Source organism: Enterococcus sp. LJL99, from assembly GCF_054871725.1.
In genome coordinates this window covers 1-1,786 of the sequence record NZ_JBTXLT010000029.1, presented here as the reverse complement: position 1 = coordinate 1,786, position 1,786 = coordinate 1, and the positions used below count along the sequence as shown (strand labels likewise).

1 protein-coding gene is annotated in these 1,786 nt (G+C 28.6%); it reads left to right on the top strand.

Features of this window, described 5'->3' with window-relative positions:
* The first annotated feature begins 307 nt into the window (after positions 1-307).
* Positions 308-1,474: a tyrosine-type recombinase/integrase gene (locus ACYSNW_RS18130; protein ID WP_461746927.1), complete on the top strand. Its 1,167-nt coding sequence runs from the start codon at positions 308-310 to the stop codon at positions 1,472-1,474.
* The last annotated feature ends 312 nt before the right edge of the window (positions 1,475-1,786 follow it).

Sequence of the window (1,786 nt, the reverse complement as noted above, 5' to 3'; positions counted from 1 at the left end):
ATTTTGTCGAATAAAGCGTAATAAAATAGAAAAAAAATAGACCAAAGGAAGCCATTATTGGTATTAATTAGCCAATCTGGTTTCCTTAGTTTATTTAATACCAAGAATATAAATAAAATTTATTTAATTACTCAATAAGTATACTGAAATATTTTTAATTTTACAACCTTTTTTCAGATATTAATATTTTATTGGTTTATTTTGATTAAAAATTTTAGGTTGTTAAAAATTATTTCTTAAAAAAATCACAATATTTTATTTTTTATTCTAAAACATTGATAGGACAAGGTTCTAGAGAGTTAATTTTATGTGCCGTCAAATAAGCCGTCAATTGGAAGGAGAATTTATATGTGTAGAAGAGGAGAAAACATTTACAAAAGAAAAGATCAACGAACGATGGGAGGGGCGTTATAAAAAAGGAAGAAAGAGCAATGGGCAGTTGAAGTATGGTTATATTTATGGAAAAACCTATGGGGAAGTAAAAGAACGTCTCTATGCTTTAAAATTAAAGCATCAGAAGTTAATACAAATACAAGGAGAAAGTGCAATTAGTTATAGAGAATGGGCAGATACCTGGCTGAATCATCAACAAAATACCATCAAACCATCAACTTATAGTGCGTATGTCTATAAACTAAAGCGATATATTGTCCCACATATAGCATCTATTGCATTAAATCAACTCACTCAAGATGAAGTTCAATCAGTTATTGATACATGGATTGAGCAACAGTTACAACCAAGTACCATTCAGGTTCTATATCAAATCATGAAAAAAACAATAAAGGATGCTTATGATAAAAAATATATTCTTACGTATCCATGTAAAAATATATTGCTTCCTAAAAAAAATAAAGCAAGTATTAAATCACTTTCCAGAATCGATCAACAAGTATTAGAGAAGCAAGCAAAAAAATCACCTTTATTTAAAGGGCTTCCTGTGCTTTTAGCCTTACAAGCTGGTCTTAGAATAGGGGAGATTTCTGCATTAAGATGGACAGATATAGATTTAGATAATCGGTTAATTTATGTAAAAAAAACATTCCAACGAATACCTGTATTTAATTCTCTGGAGAAAACAAAGCTAATTTTAGGAGCATCGAAAACAGACTTTTCTATTCGAATTGTTCCAATGACCTATAGCTTATATAAACATCTTAAAAGATGGAAAAAATCTAGTACTAGTAATTTTATTTGTTCAAACAAAGAAACAGCAAGTGAACCAAGATTATTAACGTATTATTTCTATAAATTAAAAGAAATGAGTAATATTTCTACTAGTGTGCATTTTCATCATTTAAGACACACATTCGCAACAATATGTATAGAATCTAATGGGGATATTGCATCTGTAAGTAAATTATTAGGTCATGCATCGATTCAAACAACATTAGATGTGTACACTGATTCTTTACTGGAAAGTCGCCAAAAAGTAATCGAACAAATGGAGAATGCTAAAGGAAGAAAGCAATAATATTACAATTGTTTTAAAAAAATATAGGAATCGTTCAATTTCATTTTCGGGGAAAATCTAAGCGTTTTCCGAAAAACCTTCTTTGTTTTATAAATTTCGTAAAAAATAAATAAATAAACTATTTAAAATTGAAGGAATTTTTTAACCCGTCATTCGCCGTCAATTTATATTTTAAAATGACTGTATATAAGCGATTGGCTACCTGTTCTTGGTATTAAATAAACTAAGGAAACCAGATTGGCTAATTAATACCAATAATGGCTTCCTTTGGTCTATTTTTTTTCTATTTTATTACGCTTTATTCGACAAAAT